This is a genomic window from Sulfitobacter sp. PS-8MA, assembly GCF_040933935.1.
In the GTDB taxonomy this organism is placed as follows: Bacteria; Pseudomonadota; Alphaproteobacteria; order Rhodobacterales; family Rhodobacteraceae; genus Sulfitobacter.
Genome location: NZ_JBFQYJ010000006.1, coordinates 1,589,840 through 1,607,923 on the forward strand (window position 1 = coordinate 1,589,840; position 18,084 = coordinate 1,607,923).

Genomic DNA, 18,084 nt, shown 5'->3' on the forward strand with positions numbered 1-18,084 from the left:
CAAATCACCCAAGGCGTGACCCATCGCGGCCACAATCTGTGCCTAATTCATCGGCAAATCACGCTTCACGTCAAAGGCCCGCCATGTCTTCTTCCCGCCCCGCTCCGGCCCAAAACATCGCCGTTTACCGCGCCGCAGAATTCTGTGCGAGCGATGGGGCGAATATGGGCGACCCGCTGTCCTTTGCCGCCGAACTGATGCTCGACGACAGCTATGAACTCGCGCGGGACGCCAGGCCGATCCGGCTCTCCGTCGAGACATGCGCCGGCAATCTGCGCCTTGCCGCCGATACCCAGGGCGGCCGGGCGGGGGCGGATCTGCATCTCGACAGCCTGCTCACGCTCATGTCTCCGGACGGGCAGACCCAGGAAGCCCTGCTTCTGGTCGAAGTGGACCGCGCCGGCCATGCCACCGGGATATACCTCTTGCCCCTGGGCGCGCTTCGCCCCGCGGTGGCCTATCGTCTGGTGGGGGTCGACACCGAGAACACCCGGCAGAAATTCGGTCAGATGGCCTGTGTGTCCTTCACCCGGGGCACCCATATCTCGCTGAGCACCGGCGAGCTGCGCCCGATCGAGGAGCTGCGCGTCGGGGACCGCATCCTGACCCGCGACGATGGTGTGCAGCCGCTGCGCTGGATCGGGCAAAGCACGCTGCGGGCGGTCGGTGAATTTGCCCCGATCCGCATCCGCGCCGGCACGCTCAACAACGAACACGACCTGATCGTCAGCCCGGATCACCGGCTGTTCATCTATCAACGCAGCGATGAAATGGGCGCGGGCCGCTCGGAACTGCTGGTCAAGGCGCGGCATCTGGTGAATGGCGACAGTGTGACGGTGCAGGACGGCGGTTTTGTCGATTACTTCCAACTTCTTTTCGACAGCCATCAGATCATCTTTGCCGAAGGCATCGCGGCGGAATCGATGTTGGTCGACAGCCGCACCCGCTCGGTCCTGCCCTCCGAGCTTTCAGCGGCCATGGGCGAGGTGATCCCCGGCCATTCCGATCTGCCCCATGCCGGGCTTGATCTGGCCGAAGCGCTGCTCGACCGGCCCGATGCCGCCGCGCTGCTGCGCAAGGCCAGCGCGCGCTGATCGCAGCACCGCGGCCACTTGCCGCCTGCCCGCGCCGCGTCTATACGCCCTCACATGTTGGACACGCCCCAAAACCGCCCCGCCCTGCCCGCCGAAATCGCGCGCCGTCGCACCTTTGCGATCATCAGCCACCCTGACGCGGGCAAGACCACGCTGACTGAAAAGTTCCTGCTGTTTGGCGGGGCGATTCAGATGGCCGGGCAAGTGCGCGCCAAGGGCGAGGCGCGGCGCACGCGCTCGGACTTTATGGCGATGGAGAAAGACCGGGGGATTTCGGTCTCCGCCTCGGCCATGTCCTTTGATTTCCTGAGCGGCGACACCAACTATCGCTTCAACCTCGTCGACACCCCCGGCCACTCGGACTTCTCCGAAGACACCTACCGCACGCTCACGGCGGTGGACGCCGCCGTGATGGTGATCGACGGGGCAAAAGGTGTGGAAAGCCAGACCCAAAAGCTCTTCGAAGTCTGCCGGATGCGCGATCTGCCGATCCTGACCTTCTGTAACAAGATGGACCGCGAAAGCCGCGATACCTTTGATATCATTGACGAGATTCAAGAAAACCTCGCCATCGACGTGACCCCCGCAAGCTGGCCCATCGGCGTCGGCCGCGATTTCGTCGGCTGCTATGACATGCTGCGCGACCGTCTGGAACTGATGGACCGCGCCGACCGGAACCGCGTCGCCGACAGCATCAAGATCGAAGGGCTGGACGACCCGAAACTGGCCGAGCATGTTCCTGCCGCCCTGCTGGAGAAACTGCGCGAAGATCTGGAAATGGCGCGCGAACTGCTGCCGCCGTTGGACCTCAAGGCCATGCATGAAGGCACGCTGACCCCGATCTGGTTCGGCTCGGCGATCAACTCCTTTGGCGTGCGCGAGCTGATGGAAGGCATCGCGAAATACGGGCCGGAGCCGCAGATCCAAGCCGCCACGCCGCGCCAGATCCTGCCCGAAGAGAAGAAGGTCGCGGGTTTTGTCTTCAAGGTGCAGGCCAATATGGACCCCAAACACCGCGACCGGGTGGCCTTTGTTCGCCTCGCCTCGGGGCATTTTGAACGCGGCATGAAGATGACCCATGTGCGCACCAAAAAGCCGATGACGATCTCCAACCCGGTGATGTTTTTGGCCTCGGACCGTGAATTGGCCGAAGAGGCCTGGGCCGGTGACATCATCGGCATCCCCAACCATGGGCAGCTGCGCATCGGCGACACGCTGACCCAAGGCGAAGCGCTGCGCGTCAGCGGCATCCCCTCCTTTGCGCCGGAACTCTTGCAATCGGTCCGCGCGGGCGATCCGCTGAAAGCGAAACATCTTGAAAAGGCGCTGATGCAATTTGCCGAAGAAGGCGCTGCGAAAGTGTTTAAACCCTCGATCGGCTCGGGCTTTGTCGTGGGCGTCGTCGGCCAGTTGCAGTTCGAAGTGCTGGCCAGCCGGATCGAGCTGGAATACGGTCTGCCGGTGCGGTTTGAACCCTCGCAGTTCACCTCGGCCCGTTGGGTGAAGGGGCCCAAGCAAGCCGTTGACAAGTTTACCGAAGCCAACAAACAGCATATCGCTTTCGACCACGATGGTGACATCGTTTACCTGACCCGGCTGCAATGGGACATTGACCGGGTAGACCGCGATTACCCGGATATCGAGCTGACCGCGACGAAAGAAATGATGGTCTAATCTCCGCCGACCCTCGGCAGAAAATCTTGATTCCACGGCTCATCCTGTCATTCTTTCCCCAGATGGGGGACAGGACGCGACATGACGACAAGATGGGGCCTTTCGGCCACGATACTGGCTCCCGCGCCTGAGATACTTCGCTTTGCTGCCTATCACCTCGAAGCCGGCGCGCATCGGCTCTACCTCTATCTGGACGCCGAAAACCCGGAGGCTTTTGGCGCGCTGAAAGCCCAGCCAAAGATCCGGGTGACGACCTGTGACGCCGCGCATTGGCGCAAACTGGCAGGGCGTCGCCCGGCGAAACACCAAGTCCGACAGTCGCAGAACGCCACCCATGCCTACCGCCGCGCGGATGATGTGGATTGGCTGATCCATATGGATGTCGATGAATTTCTTGTGCCAGAACGCCCGGTGGCGGAAATCCTCTCGGCCCTGCCCGCCGATCAGCAGATTGCCCGCATCCGCCCGATGGAATCGCTTTCCGGCGACAACAGCCATTTCAAGGCCTTCATCCCCAATGGCCCGGCCCGCGCCAGCACCGTGGCCGAAATCTATCCGACCTATGGCCCCTATATCAAAGGCGGCTTTCTGAGCCATCTGGCCGGCAAGGTCTTTGTCCGCACCGGGCTCGAAGGCATCCGGGTGCAGATCCATAATGTGTTTCAGGACGACGAGATAATCGACGGGCCGGAGCAGCAACCGGGCATCGCGCTGGCGCATCTACATGCAAAGTCTTGGGAAGACTGGCTTGCCGCCTATCGCTACCGGCTTGAAAAAGGCTCCTACCGCGCCGAACTCGCCCCCAATCGGCCGCGGGACCGGGGCGGGCTCTCCATGCATGAGCTCTTCGAGATGATCGAATCCGAAGGCGGCGAGCCCGGGCTGCGCGCCCTCTTTGATGAGGTCAGCGCCGACACCCCGGAGCTGCGCGCTGCGCTAAAGGCGCATGGGCTGCTGCGCAAAGTCGATCTGAACCTTGATGCCATCGCGCGGCGGCATTTTCCGCAAGCCAAGCTCTGAACCGCCAAGTGTTTGACGACTAGGCCACAACTTGCTATGCGCTTTTGGAACATGCCGCGGCAGTTGCCGCCTTTCGGGCCATTCGGGCCGGCTTGTATTGCTGCCGCGGGCCAAGTCAGTGTCCGCTCAACCCGGACGCACATGACAAAATTTTCCGATCTGAACCTGAATGCCAAGGTCCTCAAAGCCATTGATGAGGCTGGCTACGAATCGCCCACCCCGATCCAGGCGGGCGCCATCCCCCCCGCGCTCGAAGGCCGCGACGTCTTGGGCATCGCCCAGACCGGCACCGGCAAGACCGCGAGCTTCACCCTGCCGATGCTCTCGCTGCTGGCGCGTGGCCGCGCCCGCGCCCGGATGCCGCGCAGCCTCGTGCTTTGCCCAACCCGCGAGTTGGCCGCGCAGGTGGCCGAGAACTTCGACACCTATTCCAAGCATTTGAAGCTGACCAAGGCACTGCTGATCGGCGGCGTGAGCTTCAAGGAGCAGGACAAGCTGATCGACAAGGGCGTCGACGTGCTGATCGCCACCCCGGGCCGCCTTCTGGACCATTTCGAGCGCGGCAAGCTGATCCTCTCGGACGTCAAGGTCATGGTCGTGGATGAAGCCGACCGGATGCTCGACATGGGGTTCATCCCCGACATCGAGCGGATCTTTGGCCTCACGCCCTTCACCCGTCAGACCCTGTTCTTCTCGGCCACCATGGCGCCAGAGATCGAGCGGATCACCAACACTTTCCTCAGCAACCCCGAGCGGATCGAAGTGGCCCGTCAGGCGACGACGAGCGAGAACATCGAGCAAGGTGTGGTGATGTTCAAAGCCTCGCGCAAGGACCGCGAAGGCTCCGAAAAGCGCAAGCTGCTGCGCCTGCTGATCGACGCCGAAGGCGAGAAATGCACCAATGCGATCATCTTTTGCAACCGCAAGATGGACGTCGATATCGTTGCCAAGTCGTTGAAAAAATACGGCTATGACGCGGCGCCCATCCATGGCGATCTGGACCAGAGCCAGCGCACCAAGACATTGGAAGGCTTCCGCAAGGGCGAGCTGCGCTTCCTCGTGGCCTCGGACGTTGCCGCCCGCGGTCTTGATGTGCCGAGCGTGAGCCATGTCTTCAACTTCGACGTGCCGAGCCATGCCGAGGACTATGTGCACCGCATTGGCCGCACCGGCCGCGCGGGCCGCGATGGCAAGGCGATCATGATCTGCCAGCCGCGCGACGATAAGAATTTTGAAGATGTCGAACGTCTGGTGCAAAAGGAAATTCCGCGCATCGAAAACCCGCTGGGCAATGCGAAGCCTGCGGAAGAGACCGCCGAGGCCCCGGCCAAAAGCGCCGACAAGCCCAAGCGCACCCGCTCGCGCAGCCGCAAATCCGACGCGCCGCGCACGGATAAAGCTGCGGAAAAGCCGGTCGACGATCCGTCGAAAGCCGAGCCGCAGCAGGAGCCAAAGCCCGAAGCGGCAGAGCAGCCCGCCGCTGCCGAGAAGGCCGAGACCGCCCCGGCACAGGATGACCAGAAATCCAGCCGCGGTGGCCGGGACGAAAAGAAATCCCGCGGCGGCCGGGGCCGGAACGACAAACGCGGCGGCAATGACAACCGCGTCGTGGGTCTGGGCGATCACACGCCGGACTTCATCGGGCTGAGCTTCCGCGAGCGGATCTGAACCGCGGCCAAATCTGGCATGAATTCGCCGCCGATCCCTACCGGGATTGGCGGCTTTTTCGTCTGTGCTATGTGAGGTGAAACACCCCTAAAGAGGTTTCCCATGCAGCAGTACGCCCTGATCGCCCTTGCCCTGTCCTTCGTCACCCTCACCCCCGCGCCCGCCAGTGCCGAGCGCTGCCAAGCCGTGGTCAATGGCGCGGAAGTGGTTGTCGAGGCGGATAATTTCGCGAATTTCGCGGATGAGGTCGGCACCCGCGAGCGGCTGATGAACTGGCCCGCGCGGAAATGGAGCAGGCTTTGGGGTGCGCCGCCCGCCTGCGACAGCGGGGTCTTGTTCGATTACCTTGCCACCACCGTCCCGCTGGACCAGATCGACGGCTATTGTCTGACGACCACACCCGAAGATGGGCACTTCCTAATCCCTGGCGCGCGCAACTATCGCGGCTACTGCAAAAAGACATTCTGCGAGCGGGTGAACACCACCAAGGAGGAGACCGTCGAGATCAGCAAAAGCATCGCGCGCTCCGCGGTGGAGACGGTCACCCAGCCCGACAACCTACGCGCCGTGGCGCATAAGTCAGGGGCCTTCATTCTGACCGGAGGGGCGTCCGCCCTGAGCGCCAATCTGGCCGCCACAGGCACGACGCTGGCCACCGCATTGTCGACCCCCGCCGCCCTTGCGGCCACCGGCGTAAGCGTGGTCGCGGTGGGCGGCGCGGTCTATATGTGCAGCGGCGATGCGGAGGTCAGTTCAGACGACTGACCACCACGGTGACTTCGGGCTTCTTGCCGATCTCATTCTGCGCAGACTGGCGGGCGACCTTTTTCAGACCGTCGTTCAGCTTGTCATCATCGCGCAGGGTGGCGGCTTTCTGACGGTTGAGCCATTGGCTCAGATCCTGCTCCAGCACATCCACCAATGGCGCATTGGACCGGCCCGTTTCCGGCAGGCCCATCAGGTCAACCCAAGGCTCGCCAAGCGGCTCGTCGTCGGCGTCCAGGATCATCGTCACGGTGGCGTGCCCGTTCAGCGCCATGCGGATCCGGTCGCGCACGACACCGTCAAGCGCGCCGATCTGCACCGACCCGTCGAGATACATGCGGCCCGTGTCCACATGTTCCACCACTTTGGGCTCATTGCCCGACAGATCGACCATCATGCCATTGACCGCCAGGACACCGGTGATGCCCTTGCCATCCGCGATCTTCACATGTTCGCGCAGGTGGCGATGCTCGCCGTGCATCGGGATCAGCACCTGTGGTTTCACAATGGCGTGCAGGGTTTCCAGATCGGGGCGGTTGGCGTGGCCCGAGACGTGGTAGAGGCCAGAGGAATCATCCACCACATCCACACCCTTTTCAGAGAATTGGTTGATGATGCTGATCACACCGCGTTCATTGCCCGGAATGGTTTTGGAGGAGAAGAGGAAGAGATCGCCCTCTTTCGCCTCAATCCCCTGATACTTGCCCCGCGCCAGCTGCGCCGAGGCGGCCCGGCGCTCGCCCTGGCTGCCGGTGACCAGCAGCATCAGGTTCTCGCGCGGCACCGCGCGGGCGTTCTCGGGCGAGATCACCGGCGGGAAGTCCTTCATCACGCCGGTTTCGATTGAGGCTTCGACCATGCGGTTCATCGCCCGGCCCAGAAGCACGATGGAACGCCCTGCCCGTTCGCCCGCCTCGGCCAGGGTCTTCACCCGCGCCACATTGGAGGCGAAGGTGGTCGCGATGACCATGCCTTCGGCGCTGCTGACCAGTTTCTCGATCTCGGGGCCGACACTGGCTTCCGAACGGCCCGGATGGGCAGAGAAGACATTGGTCGAGTCGCAGACCAGCGCCTTGACGCCATCCTTGCAGACCTCGGCCCAAAGCGCGTCGTCAAACGGCTCGCCCACGCCGGGCGTCCGGTCGATCTTGAAGTCACCGGAATGGATCGTGCGCCCGTCGGGCGTGTCGATCACCATGGCCGAGGATTCGGGGATCGAATGCGAGATCGGCAGGAAACCCACCTTGAACGGACCCGCGGTGATCTGCTCGGGCCAAGCGCTGACCGTGGTGACGGCATCTTCGGGGTGACCATGCTCCGACATTTTGCGCCGCGCGATATTCGCGGTAAAGGCCCGCGCATAGATCGGCGCTTGCAGCGCCTGATAGGAATGGGCAATCGCGCCAATGTGGTCTTCATGGGCGTGGGTGATAAAGATCGCCTCGATCTGGTCGCGGCGCTTTTTCAGCCATGTGATGTCAGGCAGGATCAGATCCACGCCGGGCGTGCTGTCCATATCCGGGAAGGCCACGCCGATATCGACGACGATCAGCCGCTCTTTGCCGGGTTTGCCATAGCCATAAACATAGGCATTCATACCAATTTCACCCGCCCCGCCGAGGGGAAGGTAGATAAATCTTTCGCTGCTCATATTATTCAGCTTTGTCCTTATTATAGTCGTGGATCACGGTCAGGCCGTGCATCGTGAGTTCATCTTGATAATCATCGAACAGGTCGACTGCCTGTTGAAACAGCGGAGCCAGCCCCCCCGTCGCGATAACGCGCATGGGTCTGGCGCGTTCCGCCTTTACCCGGTCACATATCTCACGAACCAGCCCGACATAACCCCAAAAGACACCCGACTGCATGCAGGTCACCGTATTGGTGCCGATCACCCGCTTCGGTTTGGAGATATCGACATGCGGCAAAGCGGCGGCGGCATTGTGCAGCGCTTCCAGACTGAGGTTCACCCCCGGGGCGATCACCCCCCCGATATAGGCGCCATCCGCGGCCACCACGTCAAAGGTCGTGGCGGTGCCAAAGTCCACCACAATGAGATCACCGCCGTAGAGATCATAGCCCGCGACGGTGTTGACCAACCGGTCGGGGCCGACCTGCGTGCCCGCATCCACCCGCACATCAATGGGCAGGTCACAGCCGGGTTTGCCCACCACCAGGGGGCGCGTGTTAAAGTAGCGATCCGCCAGCACGCGCAGGTTGAAAACCACCCGCGGCACGGTCGAGCTGATGATCATATCGGTGATGTCAGCGTGAATATTTTGCAGCCGCATCAGCGTGTTAAGCCAGACGTAATATTGATCCGCCGTGCGCTGCCATTCGGTCGAGGTGCGCCATGTCGCGATGAACGCCTGCCCGTCCCAGATCGAGAAAACCGTATTGGTATTGCCGCAATCAATCGCCAGAAGCATGGCATCTCTCCTCTCTGGGTCTCAGAAAAACACATCCGCCGCGGTGATCGGCACAAGCCCCTGCGCGGTCCGCAGGATCAGGCTTCCCGCGGCATCCACATCCTCGAAAACCCCGGTGGTTTCGTCCCGCATTGTCCGCGCCGTAATGGTCTCCCCCAAACGCGCGGCATGGGCGCGCCAAGCGCTGCGGATCGGGGCAAAGCCATAGGTTGTGAACTGCTCTTCAAGACCGGCGTATTCTTGCGCAAGCACGTCAAGAAAGGCTTCGGGCGCCAGTTGCGCCCCCGCTTCGCGCAGGGTGACAGCAGGCAAGGCGCGGGCTTCCAACGCCCCCGCCGCCGGCGCATGGGCAAGGTTCACCCCGATCCCGATGGCCAGATGATCGCCCAAACTTTCGAGCAATATGCCCGCCACTTTGCCGCCTCTCAGCAGCACGTCATTCGGCCATTTCAGGGCGAATGCATCTTCCCGCCCCGTTACCGCAACAAAGGCCCGGAACAGGGCCAGTGAGGCCACGAAAGAGCGCAGGGCCGCGACGCCGGGGGCTTCTTGGCGCGGCATGATCAATGTGGCGGCGAAATTGCCCCGCGGCGTCGACCAGCTGCGCCCCCGCCGGCCTCGGGCGGCGGTCTGCTCCAGGGCGAGAATCCAAGTCGGCGCGGTCAGCTCAGGCTGTAACCGCGCCGCCTCGGCAAGGGTGGAATCGAGCGTGTCATAGACGCGCCGATCATAGCCTGTGGGCCAGCCGCTCATGCGGTGCTCCCGCGCGGCAAGGCTCAGTTCACCAGCGATGCCGCAGCGGCAGCCGCCATGCTTTCGACGCCGAACATATTGGCCACGCCGACGATCATGATCAGCGCCGAGGCCATCAGCACCACGGTCAGGACACCGCCGTTCTGATTGTCCAATGTCTCAGACCGCTCATCGCCGAAGTACATGTAAAAGACGATCCGCAGATAGTAATAGGCGTTGATGACACTGGCGATCACGCCGGCCACGGCGAGCCATGTCATATCGGCCTCATAGGCGGCGCGCAGCACATAGAACTTTGCGAAGAAACCCAGCATCGGCGGCACCCCCGCGAGGCTGAACAGCAGCACCAGCATCGCCAGCGCCCGGCCCGGTGCGGCCTTGGCATACATATGCAACGAGGTGATATCGGTGATCGGCGCGCCGTCTTTCTGCATCAGCAGGATAAAGGCAAAGGTGCCGAGGTTCATCGTCACATAGATCGCCATATAGACCAGCATCGCCTGCACGCCAAAGGCGGTTCCCGCGGCCAACCCCATCAGCGCATAGCCCATATGGGCGATGGAGGAGAAAGCCATCAGACGTTTGATATTGGTCTGCCCGATCGCCGCGATCCCGCCGAGGAACATCGACAGCACCGACAAAAGCGCCACGATCTGCGACCAGTCATTGATGATATGACCAAAGGCATCATGCATGACCCGGGCGAAAAGCCCCATCGCCGCCATCTTGGGCGCGGTGGCAAAGAAGGCCGCGATGGGCGTCGGCGCGCCTTCATAGACGTCCGGGGTCCACATGTGGAACGGCACGGCGGAGACTTTGAAAGCCAGACCAGAGATCAGGAAGACGAGGCCAAAGAGCAGCCCGAGCGAGGTGCCGCCGGTTTGCGCCGTGGTGATGATCCCGGCGAAAAGCGTCGTCCCGGCATAGCCGTAGACCAGCGAGGCCCCATAGAGCAGCAGACCAGAGCTGAGCGCGCCCAGCACGAAATACTTCAGACCCGCTTCGGTGGATTTCACCGAGTCGCGGCGCAGCGAGGCGACGACGTAGAGCGCCAGCGATTGCAGCTCCAGCCCCATGTAAAGCGCCATCAGGTCGCCCGCGCTGACCATCATCATCATGCCCACAACGGCAAGCGCCACCAGCATCGGATATTCAAACCGCAGCAGCCCGCGCAGCTTCATATAGCTTTGCGACATGACCAGCACAGCCGCCGCCGAGAGCAGGATCGTTACCTTGGCGAAACGGGCAAAACTGTCGTCAATGAACATCCCGTAGAAGGCGATATTGGTCGAGCCGTCGCCCGACATCGCCACCCAACCGGCCAGCAGCACCATCACCGCCGCGGTCAGCCAGACCAGCGCTCCGGCGGTTTTGTCCTTGGATGTATAGACCGCCACAAGGAGCCCCAGCAGGGCAAACCCCGCAAGGACGATCTCGGGCAGAATGATGTTCAGATCAGCGGATATCATGCGCCAAGTCCTTCTTAATGCGAGGCATCGGCGGTCTGCACGACGGTGTCAGCCGCCTCCAGCGCCAAGTCGTAATTTTCCACAAGAGCAGCCACCGAAGGCCCGATCATATCAAGCACCAGCGCCGGATAGACGCCGAGGATCAGGGTCATCGCCACGAGGGGTGCGACGATCCACTTTTCGCGCGGGGTCATGTCGGTGATAGCCTTGAGGCTTTCCTTGATCAGATCGCCCATCACCACCCGGCGGTAGAGCCAGAGCGCATAGGCCGCCGAGAAGATCACCCCGGTGGTCGCCACCGCCGCGACCCAGGTGTTCACCTGGAAAGTCGCCATCAGGGTCAGGAATTCACCCACGAAACCGGATGTCCCCGGCAGGCCGACATTGGCCATCGTGAAGAACATGAAGACCAGCGCATAGGCGGGCATCCGGTTGACCAGACCGCCATAGGCGTCAATCTCACGGGTGTGCATCCGGTCATAGATCACGCCCACCATCAAGAACAGCGCGCCCGAGATAAAGCCGTGGCTGACCATCTGAAAGATCGCCCCGTCAATGCCCTGCTGGTTCGCCGCAAAGATGCCCATGGTCACAAAGCCCATATGCGCGACCGAGGAATAGGCAATGAGCTTTTTCATGTCCTGCTGCACCAGCGCCACCAGCGAGGTGTAGACGATGGCAATGGCCGACATCCAGAGGATCAGCGGCGTCATCACCTCGGCCCCGACCGGGAACATCGGCAAGGAGAACCGCAGGAAGCCATAGCCGCCCATTTTCAGCAGGATCGCTGCCAGCACCACGGAGCCCGCCGTGGGCGCCTGAACGTGCGCATCGGGCAACCAAGTGTGCACCGGCCACATCGGCATCTTGACCGCGAAGCTGGCAAAGAAGGCGAGGAACAGAAGTGTCTGCATGCCGCCGATGATCTGGATGCCCAGCAGCTCGAAGTTATCCCAGGCGAAGTTATGCGTGAGCAGGCTGATCTCGCAGCCGCCGATGCAGGTGGTGCCGGCTTCGGTGAACATCGCCACCATCGCCACCAGCATCAGCACCGAGCCGAGGAAGGTGTAGAGGAAGAACTTGAAGCTCGCGTAGATGCGCTCCTTGCCGCCCCAGATGCCGATGATCAGGAACATCGGGATCAGCCCGGCCTCGAAGAAGAGATAGAAGAGCACCAGATCCAGCGCCATGAAGACGCCCAGCATCAGGGTCTCCAAGAGCAGGAAGGCGATCATATATTCCTTGACGCGATGCTCCACATTCCAGCTCGCGGCGATGACCAGCGGCATCATGAAAGTGGTCAGCATCACGAAGAGGATCGAAATCCCGTCGACGCCAAGGCGGTATTTCAGGCCCAAGAGCCAATCGGCCTCATCCACGAACTGAAACTCGGTGTTGGACGGGTCAAACTCGAACAACACAAAGAGCGAGATCACAAAGGTGACCGTGGTGGTGATAAAGGCCAGCCATTTGGCATTGCGCCCGGCGGCAGCATCGTCCCCGCGCAGGAAGACCGCGAGGATCAGCGCGGCAAAAGCCGGAACGAAGGTAATGATTGAGAGCAGATGCGTGTCCATCAGTTCGCTCCTCCGCTCATCGTCATCCATGTCACCAGCACCGCGATGCCGATCACCATGGCAAAGGCATAGGTGAAGACGTAGCCAGACTGGGCCTTACCGGCGAGCCGGGTGAAGAAGGGGATGATCCCCATGGCGACGCCGTTCAGCGTGCCGTCGATCACATTGCCATCGCCGCGCTTCCACAGGAACCGGCCGAGCGATTTGGCGGGACGCACGAAAATCACGTCGTAGACCTCATCAAAGTACCATTTGTTTTTCAGGAACAGGTAAAGCGGACGCTGGTTGGCCGCCAGACGGCCGGGCACGGTGGGGCTCCAGATGTAGAACCACAGCGCCATGACCAAGCCCGAGAGCATCGCGATAAAGGGCGAAACCTTGACCCATTTGGGTGCCGAATGGGCGTCCTCAAGCACATGGTTGTCGGGGCCAAAGTAAAGCGCCCCTTCGCCCGGCAGCCCGCCAAAGTTTGCGTGATGCGTATCCGCGTCCTGATGCCCTTCGACCAGCGCCTCGGCCCCTTCGTCACCGTCAACCGGACCGGTCGCGCCGTGATCATCCTCGGCGCCCGCCCCATGGGCGTCATCTGCCGCGGCCATTTCAGCCATCGGGATGCCATAGAACTCACCCACTTCATCCGCGGCACCAAAGAAGCTGCCGTACCAGATCATCCCGGCAAAGACCGAGCCAAGCGCCAGAACGCCCAGCGGGACCAGCATGACCATCGGGCTTTCATGGGCATGGGCGTGGGTTTTCTTATTGCCGCGCGGTTTGCCAAAGAAGGTCAGGAAGATCAGACGCCAGCTGTAGAAGCTCGTCATCGCAGCGGCGATCACCAGCATCCAGAAGCCATACATCGAGCCACCGCCCCAGGCGCTTTCGATAATCGCGTCTTTCGACAGGAAGCCCGCGAAACCGATATGCGTCAGCGGGATGCCGACACCGGTGATGGCCAGCGTGCCGATCATCATCGCCCAGAAGGTATAGGGGATCTTTTTACGCAGACCGCCATAGTTGGTCATGTCCTGCTCATGGTGCATCGCATGGATGACCGAACCCGCGCCCAAGAACAGCATCGCTTTGAAGAAAGCGTGCGTGAACAGGTGGAACATCGCCGCCGAATACATGCCAACGCCAGCGGCCACGAACATATAGCCAAGCTGCGACATGGTCGAATAGGCGATCACGCGTTTGATGTCGGTCTGCACGAGCCCAATGGTCGCCGCGACAAAGGCGGTGGTGGCCCCGATCACGGTCACAAAGGCCATCGTTTCGGGCGCAAATTCCATCAGAGGCGACATGCGGCAGATAAGGAAGACACCCGCGGTCACCATGGTCGCGGCGTGGATCAGCGCGGAGACCGGTGTCGGGCCTTCCATCGCGTCGGGCAGCCAGGTGTGCAGGAAAAGCTGCGCCGATTTACCCATCGCGCCGACAAAGAGCAGGAAGGCAATCAGATTCGCCGCGTTCCAGTCGGTCCACAGGAAGGTAACAGACTGCTCGGCCAGATCACCGGCCTGGGCAAAGATGTCATCAAACCGGATCGAATCCGTCAGCATGTAAAGGCCGAAGATCCCCAAGAGGAAGGCAAAGTCCCCCACCCGGTTGACGACAAAGGCCTTTATCGCCGCCGCATTGGCGCTCGGCTTGCGGAAGTAGAAGCCGATTAGCAGGTAGGAGGCAACGCCAACGCCCTCCCAGCCAAAGAACATCTGCACGAGGTTGTCGGCGGTCACCAGCATCAACATCGCGAAGGTAAAGAAAGACAGATAGGCGAAGAACCTCGGGCGATAGCTTTCGTTATCGCGGAAGTTCTCGTCATGTGCCATGTAGCCGAAGGAATAGAGATGCACGAGGCTCGACACCGTGGTGATCACGATCAGCATGATCGCGGTCAGCCGGTCCATGCGGATCGCCCAATCGGTGCTCAGCGTGCCGCTTTCGATAAAGCGCAGAATCTGGATCTGCTCGGTCGGGCCGTCCAGCGTCAGGAAGACCACCCAGGACAGGAAGGCCGCGAGGAACAAAAGCCCCGTGGCAACCCATTGGGCGGCTTTCTCGCCAATCAGCTTCCAGCCAAAACCGCAGAGGATGGCACCCACCAGCGGGGCGAAAAGGATCGTGGTTTCCATTGCCTCAGCCCTTCATCACGTTGACATCTTCCACCGCGATCGAGCCACGGTTGCGGAAGAAACAGACCAGAATGGCGAGGCCGATGGCGGCCTCGGCGGCGGCGACGGTCAGAACGAAGAGCGTGAAGACCTGCCCCGTCAGATCGCCCAGATAGCTGGAGAAGGCGACGAGGTTGATGTTCACCGCGAGCAGCATCAATTCGATGCTCATCAGCAGAATGATCACGTTCTTGCGGTTCAGGAAAAGCCCGAAGATGCCGATGACAAACAGCGTCGCCGCCACTGTCAGGTAATGCTCAAGTCCGATCATGTCGTCCCTTACGTTCCCGCCCCTTGATGGGCTTTGGTCGCGCCCCATTATCAGGGGCTTCTAGTATCACTTTGCCCCGGCTGCCACCGGGATCGCCGAGGGTTTAGCCGATAAAGCTGAAGCCGCCGAAAAAGATGACGATCAACACCACGACCACTACCACGATTGTTGTTCTCGACATTTCGACGTCCTTTTCTCTCTTGGTTAAGCCGTTTTCTTCAAAAGAAAACGGCCCCGGAATTTTCAAAAAATCCCAGCTCTTACAACCCCTGCCCCGATTTCACATCGCGCAGTTCCATCGCCTTGGCCGGGTCGCGCATCATCTGCGCCACCACGTCCTGGCGTTTCACGTCCTTACGGTGGCGCAGGGTCAGCACGATCGCCCCGATCATCGCCACCAGCAGGATCAGACCCGCCAGTTGGAAGAGCAGGAGATAGCGATCGTAAAGCAGCAGGCCGAGCGCCTCGGTGTTGAAGCGGGCCGGATCAATCGCATTGACCAGCAGGCTTTCCGCCGCCGTGCTCTGTTCCCATGCACCAAAGGCCATGACGAATTGCATCAGGATCACCAACCCGATCAGCAGCGCGAGCGGCATATAGCGCGCCATCTCGGCCTTGAGTTCGGCGAAGTCGACGTCGAGCATCATCACGACGAAGAGGAACAGCACCGCCACCGCGCCGACATAGACGATGACTAGCAGCATCGCCACGAACTCCGCCCCCAGCAGCACAAAGAGCCCCGCCGCCGAGAGGAAGGACAGGATCAGCCAGAGCACCGAATGCACCGGGTTGCGGCTGATCACGGTGAACAGCCCGCCGGTGATGACGCTGATTGCGAAGAGGTAAAATGAAAAGACCGTCATGCGCCGTCTTCCTTCTTGGTGTCTTTGTTCTCGTCCAGCACCGATTGCGCCAGTTCCAGCGCCCGGGTCATCGCCGGGATGCCGGCAAAGGCCGACATCTGGCCGATGGTCTCGACGATATGTTGCTTGGTGGCCCCGGCTTCGCGCGCGTGGCGCACCGTCTGGCGAACCGCCATGTCGTTCTGCGCGCCCTGCATGGTCAACCCGGCCAGGGTCAGCAGCAGCCGCGTCCGCGCGTCCAGCCCGCCCTTGTTGACCGTGTCGCCAAACCAGAACTCCATCATCTCTTTCGGCATGGTGCCCATCATCGCCTCGAACCCTTTGGGCGAAAAGGCGTCCATCGCCGGAAAGGCTTTCGCCATTTCCTGCGCCTGTTTCATCATCGCGTCAAAGGGGTTCTTGGGATCACTCATCGGTAGGGCGCATCCATTTCGAGGTTGCGCGCGATCTCGGCTTCCCAGCGTTCGCCGTTGTCCAAAAGCTTCGCCTTGTCGTAGTAAAGCTCTTCGCGGGTCTCGGTCGAGAATTCGAAGTTCGGCCCTTCGACAATGGCATCCACCGGGCAGGCTTCCTGACAGAAACCGCAGTAGATGCATTTGGTCATGTCGATGTCATAGCGCGTGGTGCGGCGCGAGCCGTCTTCGCGCGCCTCGGCGTCGATGGTGATCGCCTGCGCGGGGCAGATCGCCTCGCAGAGTTTGCAGGCAATGCAGCGTTCCTCGCCATTGGGATAGCGCCGCAGCGCATGCTCGCCACGGAAACGAGGCGACAGCGGCCCCTTTTCATGCGGGTAGTTCAGCGTGGTTTTCGGCGCAAAGAAATAGCGCATCCCCAGCATGAACGCCTTGGCGTAATCTGCCAGCAGGAAATATTTCGCGGCGCGGGTGTAGTCAGTCGCAGCCATATCAGCCCCCTAGGGTCCAGCGGGCGTAGATGCCCCAGAACCAATCGAATTTTGCAGCGAATGCCACGAAGACCACCCAGAAGAGCGAGAAGGGCAGGAAGACTTTCCACCCCAGCCGCATCAGCTGGTCATAGCGGTAGCGCGGCGTGATTGCCTTCACCATGGCGAACATGAAGAAGACCATCAGCATCTTGATGAACATCCAGAAGAAGCCATCGGGCAGGAACGGCACCGGCGAGAGCCAGCCGCCGAAGAACATCAGCGAGACCAAGGCGCACATCAGCACCACGGCCACCAGTTCACCGATCATGAACAAAAGGAAGGGCGTGGAGGAATATTCCACCTGATAGCCGGCCACCAGTTCCGATTCCGCTTCCGGCAGGTCGAACGGTGGGCGGTTGGTTTCCGCCAGCGCCGAGACGAAGAACAGGATCAGCATCGGGAAATGCGGCAGGAAGTACCAGTTCAGCAGACCCCAGTCGCCATCCTGCGCCGCCACGATGGAGCTAAAGTTCATCGACCCGGTCGAGAGGATCACCCCGATGATGATCAGACCGATCGAGACCTCGTAAGAAATCATCTGCGCGGCAGAGCGCAGCGAGCCCAAAAACGGGTATTTCGAGTTCGAGGCCCAGCCCCCCATGATCACGCCGTAAACCTCCAGCGAGGAAACCGCGAAGACATAGAGGATCGCCACATTGATGTCCGACAGGATCCAGCCTTCGTTAAAGGGGATCACCGCCCAGGCGATCATCGCCATGACAAAGGTGATCATCGGCGCAAGGAAGAAGACCCCCTTGTCAGCGCCCGCAGGCACCACCACTTCTTTGACGATATATTTGAGGAAATCCGCGAAACTTTGCAGCAGGCCGAAAACGCCAACCACGTTGGGGCCACGGCGCATCATCACGGCGGCCCAGATCTTGCGGTCGGCATACATGAGGAAGGCCAGCGCCAGCAAAAGCGGTACAACCAGCAGCAAGACCTGCCCAACCGTCAGCAGGGCAATGCCAAGCCCGGTCGTGTAAAAGAAATCAGCCATAAGTCCTCACACCGTCGGAATGCCGCGTTCCGCGCATTGAAACGCGGTCACTTCGGCATCAATTGTCTTCAAGCCTTTGGGCAGGCTCGGCGAGATCGTGTAAACAGCATCTGCCCGCCATATGCCACCCTCTTCGGTCACATTTGTCCGCACATGTCGTGCAAAACCATAGCCCCGGATCAGCGTATATTGCGCGGCGGCGCATTCGGCGTAATCCGACACATCCTGCGCGCTCAGCGCCTTGGTCATCGCCACGTTAAACTGCACCAGATCACCGTCCAGAAGCTGGGTTTTCACCCCCTTGTACTCGGGGATGAAATCCTCGGCCACCGGCACCTGCGGGTCGCAGGCGGCCAGCAGCATCAAGGGGGCCAGCGCCATGGG

General features: G+C 61.3%; 17 protein-coding genes. 5 read left to right on the top strand and 12 right to left on the bottom strand.

The annotated features are described in order from the left end of the window. The first annotated feature begins 83 nt into the window (after positions 1 to 83). The 5 genes from AB4M76_RS11905 (at position 84) to AB4M76_RS11925 (ending at position 6,221) form a co-directional block, all read left to right on the top strand. Complete coding sequence (locus AB4M76_RS11905; RefSeq protein ID WP_368442080.1) at positions 84 to 1,094, top strand: Hint domain-containing protein; 1,011 nt, start codon at positions 84 to 86, stop codon at positions 1,092 to 1,094. A gap of 54 nt (positions 1,095 to 1,148) precedes the next feature. Next, complete coding sequence (locus tag AB4M76_RS11910; RefSeq protein WP_368442082.1) at positions 1,149 to 2,768, top strand: peptide chain release factor 3; 1,620 nt, start codon at positions 1,149 to 1,151, stop codon at positions 2,766 to 2,768. Between the two features lie 81 nt (positions 2,769 to 2,849). After that, positions 2,850 to 3,788, top strand: coding sequence for a glycosyltransferase family 2 protein (locus AB4M76_RS11915; protein ID WP_368442083.1), 939 nt, complete (start codon positions 2,850 to 2,852; stop codon positions 3,786 to 3,788). Between the two features lie 141 nt (positions 3,789 to 3,929). Next, entirely contained in the window at positions 3,930 to 5,456 is a 1,527-nt protein-coding gene (locus AB4M76_RS11920) for a DEAD/DEAH box helicase (protein ID WP_368442084.1), read from the top strand. A 102-nt stretch (positions 5,457 to 5,558) separates the two neighbouring features. Continuing rightward, positions 5,559 to 6,221, top strand: coding sequence for a hypothetical protein (locus AB4M76_RS11925; protein WP_368442085.1), 663 nt, complete (start codon positions 5,559 to 5,561; stop codon positions 6,219 to 6,221). Here AB4M76_RS11925 and AB4M76_RS11930 read toward each other — a convergent pair. From AB4M76_RS11930 to AB4M76_RS11985, 12 genes are all read right to left on the bottom strand, one after another. Next, entirely contained in the window at positions 6,205 to 7,872 is a 1,668-nt protein-coding gene (locus AB4M76_RS11930) for a ribonuclease J (RefSeq protein ID WP_368442086.1), read from the bottom strand. The two genes, AB4M76_RS11925 and AB4M76_RS11930, sit on opposite strands and share 17 nt — an antisense overlap. A gap of 1 nt (position 7,873) precedes the next feature. Continuing rightward, positions 7,874 to 8,650, bottom strand: a complete 777-nt coding sequence (locus AB4M76_RS11935; protein ID WP_368442087.1) for a type III pantothenate kinase — start codon at positions 8,648 to 8,650, stop codon at positions 7,874 to 7,876. A 21-nt stretch (positions 8,651 to 8,671) separates the two neighbouring features. After that, the gene (locus tag AB4M76_RS11940; RefSeq protein WP_368442088.1) at positions 8,672 to 9,403 is read right to left on the bottom strand and encodes a biotin--[acetyl-CoA-carboxylase] ligase; all 732 of its coding nucleotides are present in this window, start codon (positions 9,401 to 9,403) and stop codon (positions 8,672 to 8,674) included. A gap of 23 nt (positions 9,404 to 9,426) precedes the next feature. Then, the gene (gene nuoN, locus AB4M76_RS11945) at positions 9,427 to 10,872 is read right to left on the bottom strand and encodes an NADH-quinone oxidoreductase subunit NuoN (RefSeq protein WP_368442089.1); all 1,446 of its coding nucleotides are present in this window, start codon (positions 10,870 to 10,872) and stop codon (positions 9,427 to 9,429) included. 14 nt (positions 10,873 to 10,886) lie between these two features. After that, positions 10,887 to 12,449, bottom strand: coding sequence for an NADH-quinone oxidoreductase subunit M (locus tag AB4M76_RS11950; RefSeq protein ID WP_368442090.1), 1,563 nt, complete (start codon positions 12,447 to 12,449; stop codon positions 10,887 to 10,889). Continuing rightward, on the bottom strand, positions 12,449 to 14,581 hold the full coding sequence (gene nuoL, locus AB4M76_RS11955) for an NADH-quinone oxidoreductase subunit L (protein WP_368442091.1): 2,133 nt from the start codon (positions 14,579 to 14,581) through the stop codon (positions 12,449 to 12,451). Before nuoL ends, AB4M76_RS11950 begins: the two co-directional genes overlap by 1 nt. Before the next feature lie 4 nt (positions 14,582 to 14,585). Beyond that, positions 14,586 to 14,891: an NADH-quinone oxidoreductase subunit NuoK gene (nuoK, locus tag AB4M76_RS11960; RefSeq protein WP_368442092.1), complete on the bottom strand. Its 306-nt coding sequence runs from the start codon at positions 14,889 to 14,891 to the stop codon at positions 14,586 to 14,588. Between the two features lie 260 nt (positions 14,892 to 15,151). Continuing rightward, complete coding sequence (locus AB4M76_RS11965) at positions 15,152 to 15,754, bottom strand: NADH-quinone oxidoreductase subunit J (protein WP_368442093.1); 603 nt, start codon at positions 15,752 to 15,754, stop codon at positions 15,152 to 15,154. After that, on the bottom strand, positions 15,751 to 16,167 hold the full coding sequence (locus AB4M76_RS11970) for a carboxymuconolactone decarboxylase family protein (RefSeq protein ID WP_368442094.1): 417 nt from the start codon (positions 16,165 to 16,167) through the stop codon (positions 15,751 to 15,753). The genes AB4M76_RS11965 and AB4M76_RS11970 overlap by 4 nt, the downstream gene beginning before the upstream one ends. Continuing rightward, positions 16,164 to 16,658: an NADH-quinone oxidoreductase subunit NuoI gene (nuoI, locus tag AB4M76_RS11975; protein WP_067263454.1), complete on the bottom strand. Its 495-nt coding sequence runs from the start codon at positions 16,656 to 16,658 to the stop codon at positions 16,164 to 16,166. The genes AB4M76_RS11970 and nuoI overlap by 4 nt, the downstream gene beginning before the upstream one ends. A 1-nt stretch (position 16,659) precedes the next feature. Continuing rightward, on the bottom strand, positions 16,660 to 17,700 hold the full coding sequence (nuoH, locus tag AB4M76_RS11980) for an NADH-quinone oxidoreductase subunit NuoH (protein WP_368442097.1): 1,041 nt from the start codon (positions 17,698 to 17,700) through the stop codon (positions 16,660 to 16,662). 6 nt (positions 17,701 to 17,706) lie between these two features. Continuing rightward, positions 17,707 to 18,081 (bottom strand): hypothetical protein, encoded by a 375-nt coding sequence (locus AB4M76_RS11985; RefSeq protein WP_368442098.1) that lies wholly within the window; start codon positions 18,079 to 18,081, stop codon positions 17,707 to 17,709. Positions 18,082 to 18,084: the final 3 nt, after the last annotated feature.

Excerpts from the sequence above, each read along its gene's own strand:
- AB4M76_RS11905 (WP_368442080.1), top strand. The coding sequence starts at position 84 with ATGTCTTCTTCCCGCCCCGCTCCGGCCCAAAACATCGCCGTTTACCGC.
- AB4M76_RS11910 (WP_368442082.1), top strand. The coding sequence starts at position 1,149 with ATGTTGGACACGCCCCAAAACCGCCCCGCCCTGCCCGCCGAAATCGCG.
- AB4M76_RS11915 (WP_368442083.1), top strand. The coding sequence starts at position 2,850 with ATGACGACAAGATGGGGCCTTTCGGCCACGATACTGGCTCCCGCGCCT.
- AB4M76_RS11920 (WP_368442084.1), top strand. The coding sequence starts at position 3,930 with ATGACAAAATTTTCCGATCTGAACCTGAATGCCAAGGTCCTCAAAGCC.
- AB4M76_RS11925 (WP_368442085.1), top strand. The coding sequence starts at position 5,559 with ATGCAGCAGTACGCCCTGATCGCCCTTGCCCTGTCCTTCGTCACCCTC.
- AB4M76_RS11930 (WP_368442086.1), bottom strand. The coding sequence starts at position 7,872 with ATGAGCAGCGAAAGATTTATCTACCTTCCCCTCGGCGGGGCGGGTGAA.
- AB4M76_RS11935 (WP_368442087.1), bottom strand. The coding sequence starts at position 8,650 with ATGCTTCTGGCGATTGATTGCGGCAATACCAATACGGTTTTCTCGATC.
- AB4M76_RS11940 (WP_368442088.1), bottom strand. The coding sequence starts at position 9,403 with ATGAGCGGCTGGCCCACAGGCTATGATCGGCGCGTCTATGACACGCTC.
- nuoN (WP_368442089.1), bottom strand. The coding sequence starts at position 10,872 with ATGATATCCGCTGATCTGAACATCATTCTGCCCGAGATCGTCCTTGCG.
- AB4M76_RS11950 (WP_368442090.1), bottom strand. The coding sequence starts at position 12,449 with ATGGACACGCATCTGCTCTCAATCATTACCTTCGTTCCGGCTTTTGCC.
- nuoL (WP_368442091.1), bottom strand. The coding sequence starts at position 14,581 with ATGGAAACCACGATCCTTTTCGCCCCGCTGGTGGGTGCCATCCTCTGC.
- nuoK (WP_368442092.1), bottom strand. The coding sequence starts at position 14,891 with ATGATCGGACTTGAGCATTACCTGACAGTGGCGGCGACGCTGTTTGTC.
- AB4M76_RS11965 (WP_368442093.1), bottom strand. The coding sequence starts at position 15,754 with ATGACGGTCTTTTCATTTTACCTCTTCGCAATCAGCGTCATCACCGGC.
- AB4M76_RS11970 (WP_368442094.1), bottom strand. The coding sequence starts at position 16,167 with ATGAGTGATCCCAAGAACCCCTTTGACGCGATGATGAAACAGGCGCAG.
- nuoI (WP_067263454.1), bottom strand. The coding sequence starts at position 16,658 with ATGGCTGCGACTGACTACACCCGCGCCGCGAAATATTTCCTGCTGGCA.
- nuoH (WP_368442097.1), bottom strand. The coding sequence starts at position 17,700 with ATGGCTGATTTCTTTTACACGACCGGGCTTGGCATTGCCCTGCTGACG.
- AB4M76_RS11985 (WP_368442098.1), bottom strand. The coding sequence starts at position 18,081 with ATGGCGCTGGCCCCCTTGATGCTGCTGGCCGCCTGCGACCCGCAGGTG.